The organism is Streptomyces sp. NPDC002785 (assembly GCF_040295565.1).
Lineage (GTDB): Bacteria > Actinomycetota > Actinomycetes > Streptomycetales > Streptomycetaceae > Streptomyces.
This window is the reverse complement of sequence record NZ_JBEOVN010000308.1, coordinates 1-5,792: the sequence shown is the minus strand read 5'-3', so window position 1 is coordinate 5,792 and position 5,792 is coordinate 1. Positions and strand designations below refer to the sequence as shown.

At 68.6% G+C, this 5,792-nt stretch carries 4 protein-coding genes; 2 read left to right on the top strand and 2 right to left on the bottom strand.

All coding sequences use genetic code 11. The features are described 5' to 3' along the window. Positions 1-40 precede the first annotated feature (40 nt). On the bottom strand, positions 41-2,215 hold the full coding sequence (locus ABTZ94_RS35885; protein WP_351207379.1) for an MMPL family transporter: 2,175 nt from the start codon (positions 2,213-2,215) through the stop codon (positions 41-43). Between the two features lie 297 nt (positions 2,216-2,512). Here ABTZ94_RS35885 and ABTZ94_RS35880 point away from each other — a divergent pair, with 297 nt between their 5' ends. Both ABTZ94_RS35880 and ABTZ94_RS35875 read left to right on the top strand, forming a co-directional pair. After that, positions 2,513-3,781 carry a sensor histidine kinase gene (locus tag ABTZ94_RS35880; protein ID WP_351207377.1) on the top strand — a complete coding sequence of 423 codons (1,269 nt, stop codon included), beginning with the start codon at positions 2,513-2,515 and terminating at the stop codon, positions 3,779-3,781. Next, positions 3,766-4,428: a LuxR C-terminal-related transcriptional regulator gene (locus tag ABTZ94_RS35875; protein ID WP_351207375.1), complete on the top strand. Its 663-nt coding sequence runs from the start codon at positions 3,766-3,768 to the stop codon at positions 4,426-4,428. The genes ABTZ94_RS35880 and ABTZ94_RS35875 overlap by 16 nt, the downstream gene beginning before the upstream one ends. Before the next feature lie 71 nt (positions 4,429-4,499). Here ABTZ94_RS35875 and ABTZ94_RS35870 read toward each other — a convergent pair whose 3' ends face one another. Further along, positions 4,500-5,687, bottom strand: a complete 1,188-nt coding sequence (locus tag ABTZ94_RS35870; protein ID WP_351207373.1) for an RNA-guided endonuclease InsQ/TnpB family protein — start codon at positions 5,685-5,687, stop codon at positions 4,500-4,502. Positions 5,688-5,792 lie beyond the last annotated feature (105 nt).

The window sequence follows — 5,792 nt, the reverse complement described above, 5'->3', positions numbered from 1 at the left end:
GGTACGTACCGGACCAGGGCCGCTTCGTGTGCCGGGTCGGTCAGCCCCGCGTCCCCGACTCCACCGGAACCTCGGCCGTCCCCGTCCCCGTCCCCGTCCCCGAGCCCGCGCCCGTCTCCGGCTCGCCGTGCTCCAGGACCGGCAGTCGGGTCAGTCCGCGCGGGGTCCGCCAGTTCCGCTCCCCCAGCAGCGCCATCACGGAGGGCAGCAGGATCATCCGTACGATCGTGGCGTCCAGCAGCACCGCGACGGCGAGGCCGACGCCCATCTGCTGCATGTCCTGCATCGACAGCGTCCCGAAGACCGCGAACACCGCGACCATGATGGCGGCCGCGCCGGTCACCGCACCCGCCGTCCGCCGGATGCCCTCGTCGATCGCGGCCCGGGTGTGCAGACCTCGCTCGCGGGCCTCACGGATCCGGGAGACCACGAACACGTGGTAGTCCATGGAAAGTCCGAACAGAACGACCAGGACGAACAGCGGAATCCATGCCTCGATGGCGCCCACCCCCTCCGAGCCGATCAGCGAGGCCCCCCAGCCGTGCTGGAAGACGGCGACCATCACTCCGTACGCGGCGGCCACGGAGAGCAGGTTGAGCAGGATCGAGGTCACGGCGATGACGTACGAGCGGAAGCAGAACAGCATCAGCAGGAAGGTCACCGCCGTGATGAAGGCGAAGACGGGGACGATGCCGCGCTTCAGCTGGTCGTTGAAGTCGACGGACCCGGCGATCTCCCCGGTCACGTACACCTGGGCGCCGGTCCCGTCGAACGCGGCGGGCAACCGCTCCTGTCGCAGCTCGGAAAGACCTGCCTTGCCGTCGGGGAGCGGTACCTCGATCTCCGCGACGTTCTGCGCCTTGTGGACGGTCACCTTGTCGAAGCCGTCGAACGCCTTGCGCAGTGCGGGCGCCTCGATGTTGTCGGCCTTGACCACCACCCGCGCCGGAGCGGGGCCACCGGGGAAGTTCTCATTGATCTGCCGGTAGGCGACCGACAGCTGCGAGTCGCAGCCGAACTGCTTCTCCAGGCCGAGCTGTTCGGTCTTCATGCCGAGGGCGGGCGCGGCCAGGGCGAGCAGTACGACGACCGAGGCGACCGCGAAGATCTTCGGCCTGGACAGGACGGGCTTCAGCACCGTGCCGGCGATCCCGCCACTGGTGCGGGCGCGCCGGTTGTCACGTCGGCTCCCCCGCCGGTTGAGGAACGGCACACGTCCCGCATCGATCCGGTCGCCCAGCCAGGACAGCAGCGCGGGCAGCACCGTCACCGAGCCCAGCATCGCGATGAAGACCACGATGATCGTGGCGAGGGCGAAGCCCTTGAACAGCATCAGTCCGGACAGGAACATGCCGGCCATCGCGACCATGACCGTGAGCCCGGAGACGAGCACGGCCCGGCCGCTGGTCGCCGCCGCGATGCGCAGCGCCGTCTCGGCATCGCGTCCCGCCGCCCGTTCGTCGCGCTCGCGCCGCAGGTAGAAGAGGCAGTAGTCGACGCCGACGGCGAAGCCCATCAGGAACATCACGGAGTACGTGGTCTGGAACAGGTGCAGTTGGTGGCTGGCGAGCGACAGCAGCCCGAAGGCCGCCATGCACGCGGTCAGTGCCAGTCCGACCGGGAGCAGCGCCGCGACGACGGCGCCGAAGGCGACCAGCAGAATACCCAGGGCGAGGGGTACGGCGGTGAACTCGGCCTTCTTGAAGTCCTCGGAGAGCAGGTCGCCGAGCCACCTCCCCGCAGTGGCCTCGCCGAACTGGTGGATGGTGACGTCGGGGTGGTCCGCGCGGACGGCGGACAGGGCGTCGAGCACGGGCTGCACCCTGTCCGGCGCCGTCGCCGCGTCCCCCTTCATGTCAAAGGTGATCAGCGCGTCCTTGCCGTCCTTGGAAGGGATCGGCGCCGCGAGGTTCGCCACCTCGCCGGTCTTCCCCATGGCGGCAGAGACCTCGCGGGCGGCGCCCTGCCAGTCACCCGCCTTCGCGGCGGACACCATGACCAGCTCGCCGGCGGGCTGCCCCAGCCCGGCGTCGTCGAGGATCTGCTCGGCCCGCGCCGAATCACCCGCGGCGTTCTCCGAGTCGGACATCTCGACCAGACCGGATGCGCCGCCGATGCCCGTGGCGAGCACGACGAAGAGCAGCCAGCCGAGAACGGCGGTCTTGCGGTGGTGTGCGCTCCACACACCGATACGTGCCGCAAGGTTGCGTCTCATGACGTGTTCGCCCCCAGAAGTTCAGACAGGATCAGATGGAAGTGGAAGGAGTACGAGGAAGTGCGAGGAAGTGCGAGGAAGTCGACGGCGAATCCGTCGTTGATGAATCTAGGAACGGGGCGGCGCCCGCCCCAGCCGCCGAAGCCCCCTCTCGCCGAGCCATAGGGCGAGGTCGGCAGGGTGGTGCTGGGTACACCCCGCCCGGGTGGCGAAACGGCTGACGCCCGGGGAGTCCGCCGGGTGAGACTGTCTGCGGACGGGCCCGATACGGGGGCCGGCGAGGGGAGACGGACCGAGATGAACGCGATACGGACCCGGGTAAGGGGCGCGCTGCTGGCCGCCGGGCGGGGAGTCGTACTGTCGATCGCCAGCCTGGCCGGGTCGATCACCCTCTTCGTGTGGACGGTTCTCTCCATCGTCTTCATCCCGCTGGGCATCGGCCTGGTCACCACCCCCTACGTACTGGAGCTGGTCCGCAAGCACGCCAACCAGCGCCGGCTGCTCGCGGTCACCTGGTCCGACGTCCGCATTCCGGTCCCGTACCGCTCCTTCCCGAAGGATCTGCGCACCGGATTCACCGGTCAGGTGGAGCGGACCACGCTGCTGCTGAAGGACCCGGCGACCTGGCGGGACATCCGGTGGCTGCTGGTCGACATGACGGCCGGCTATGTGGTGTCGACCGTGGCCGTCGCGCTGCTGCTCTACCCGGTGGAGGGTTTCGTCCTGGCGGCGGGCCTGTGGCGGGTCTTCACCGACGACCGTTGCTGGTACGCGTTCGTTCCGGTCGACAGCCAGGCGACGGGTCTTGCCGCCGCCGCGCTCGGTGTGGTGCTCTTCGCGACCGGCGTGCTGGTCAATGAACGGTTGCTGCGACTGCACTTCGTGATCGCCCGCTCAGTGCTGGCCCCCACCCATGAGCAGGAGCTGGCCCGGCGCATCGACCGGCTGACCGAGACCCGGCACGAGGCCGTGGACACCGCGGCCTCCGAATTGCGGCGCATCGAGCGCGACCTGCACGACGGTGCGCAGGCCCGGCTGGTTGCCATGGGCATGAACCTGGGCACCGTGGAGGCGCTCATCGAGAAGGATCCGGCGCAGGCGAAGAAGCTCCTCGCCATGGCCCGTGAGTCCTCGGCCGAAGCCCTCACGGAACTGCGCGATCTGGTCCGGGGCATCCACCCGCCGGTCCTCGCCGAACGCGGACTCGGGGACGCGGTCAGGGCGTTGGCACTGCGTCTGCCCTTCGAGTCGGAGGTCCGGGTGGAGCTGAACGGCCGGGCGGATGCCGCGGTCGAGTCGGCCGCGTACTTCGCGGTGAGCGAGACGCTGACGAACGCCGCCAAGCACTCGGGGGCCGACCGCGTCCGGGTCGAAATCCACCACGCGGACGCCATGCTGAGGGTCTCCGTCACGGACAACGGCAGGGGCGGTGCGGCGGTCGGATCCGGCTCGGGCCTGAGCGGAATCGAACGGCGGCTCGGTACATTCGACGGCATCATGGCCGTCAGCAGTCCCGCGGGCGGTCCCACCATGGTGACCATGGAGATCCCTTGCGAGTTGTCCTAGCCGAAGATCTCTTCCTGCTGCGTGATGGTCTGGTCCGGATGCTGCAGGCATACGACTTCGAGATCGCGGCAGCCGTCGAGACCGGGCCCGAACTGACCAGAGCGCTGGCCGAGTTGGAGCCGGATGTCGCCGTTGTAGACGTCCGCCTTCCGCCGTCCCACACGGACGAGGGGCTGCAGTGCGCCCTGGCGGCCAGGAAGGCCCGGCCGGGGCTGCCGGTGCTCGTGCTCTCGCAGCACGTGGAGCAGCTGTACGCGCGCGAGCTGCTGGCGGACGGCAACGGGGGCATCGGCTATCTGCTCAAGGACCGGGTCTTCGACGCGGAGCAGTTCATCGATGCGGTACGCAGGGTCGCCGCGGGCGGCACCGCGATGGACCCGCAGGTGATTTCACAGTTGCTGTCGCGGCGTTCGCAGGACAAGCCGATGGGCGGGCTGACTCCACGTGAGCTGGAGGTCATGGAGCTGATGGCGCAGGGCCGTTCGAACGCGGCGATCGCCTCGCAGATGGTGATCACGGAGCGGGCGGTGGCCAAGCACACTTCGAACATCTTCGGGAAGCTCGGCCTGCCACCGTCCGACGACGACAACCGCCGTGTTCTTGCGGTGCTCGCCTATCTGGACCGGGGGTCAACTACTCGGCCGTAAACGACCGAGCTTGCTGACTCGGTTCGATACGGCTTTGTTTATGCTCCCGACTGCCCCCTACGACAGGGCGGTCACGGGTCACATCTACCGCTCCCGGCCCGGGCCGGGAGCGGATCGGGCATGTTGACGAATACCCACGCCGAGCGTGCGCGGTTGCGCACGTTCACCCCGGCGACGTGGTCGGCCGGCCCAGCGAGGCCGCACCGACGACAAGAGAAATGATCACGCGAAGGGCGGTTGTTCTTCGCGGTGTGACCGCAGCGCGGGCAGCGCTGCGAGGTGTAGGCCGGGTCCACCTCGATGAACGGCACTCCGGCCCGGCGGGCCTTGTATGCGAGGAATGCGCCGAGTTGGTGGAACGGCCAGGAGGACAGACGGGCCCGCTGGTCGCGAGGAACCGTGACCCGCTCGCGGATACCCCTCAGTTCTTCGAGGGCGATTCCGCGTTCGGTGCGTTGCGCGACGGCAACCGTCTGCTTGGAGATCTTGTGGTTGATGTGGGTGGCGTGCCTCGCCTCGCGGCGGGCGCGTTTTTTGAGGAGCTGCTTGGATGAGCGGGTGCGCTTGGCCTGGATCTCGGCCTTCTTGCGGGCCTGCCACCTGCGGTAGCGGCCGAGTCTGCGGCCGGAGTGGTTGTCTGCGTCCGAGGTGGTGGCGAGGTTGACGATGCCCCCGTCCACCCCGATGAAGTCCTTCGGTTCGAAAACCTCCGGCTCGGGCAGGTCGATGGTGGCAACCAGGAACCACTTGCCGTCCCGCACCACCAGGTCGGATTCGCCCTTGCGGTGCCCGGCGAGCTGCTTGAGCGCCTTGGATGAGCAGGCGAACCTCAGGTTCTTCACCCGGCCCGCGAGGGTCCAGACCGACACCTTCTGCGCGTCGTACTGCCAGGACAGGCACCGGTCGTCGTAGGTGTGCGCCGCATCGGGGCGGAAGACGATCGGCTTCGACTCCGCCTTCCGGCGCCGCTTCGACCCCTGGGGCCCGAGGTTCCCGTTGCGGATGTTCGCGCGCAGTGTGGTGTAGGCGTCACACACGCGCTTGATGACGTGCTGCGCGGCCTGCGCCCCCAGCCCACGGGCCTTGAGTTCGCCGTAACACAGCTTCCGCAGCAGGGTTTCCCTGGCCTTGAGCCCGAAGTGCTCGAACGCCACGGACGACACCCGGTTCGCCGCCTTGTTGACCGCGCGCAGGGTCGCCTCAAGGGCCGGTGCCTGCGCGGCATCCGGCAGGAGGCGAACCTGCACGACGAGTTTCACGAGCGTGACCCTAGTGTCTCGTGATCCCGTCAGCGTTACGTGATCTTGTGTGTCTCGTTGGTGCTGGCATGGAGCTTTCCGTGGAACAGGCCGCCGAGTTGCGGG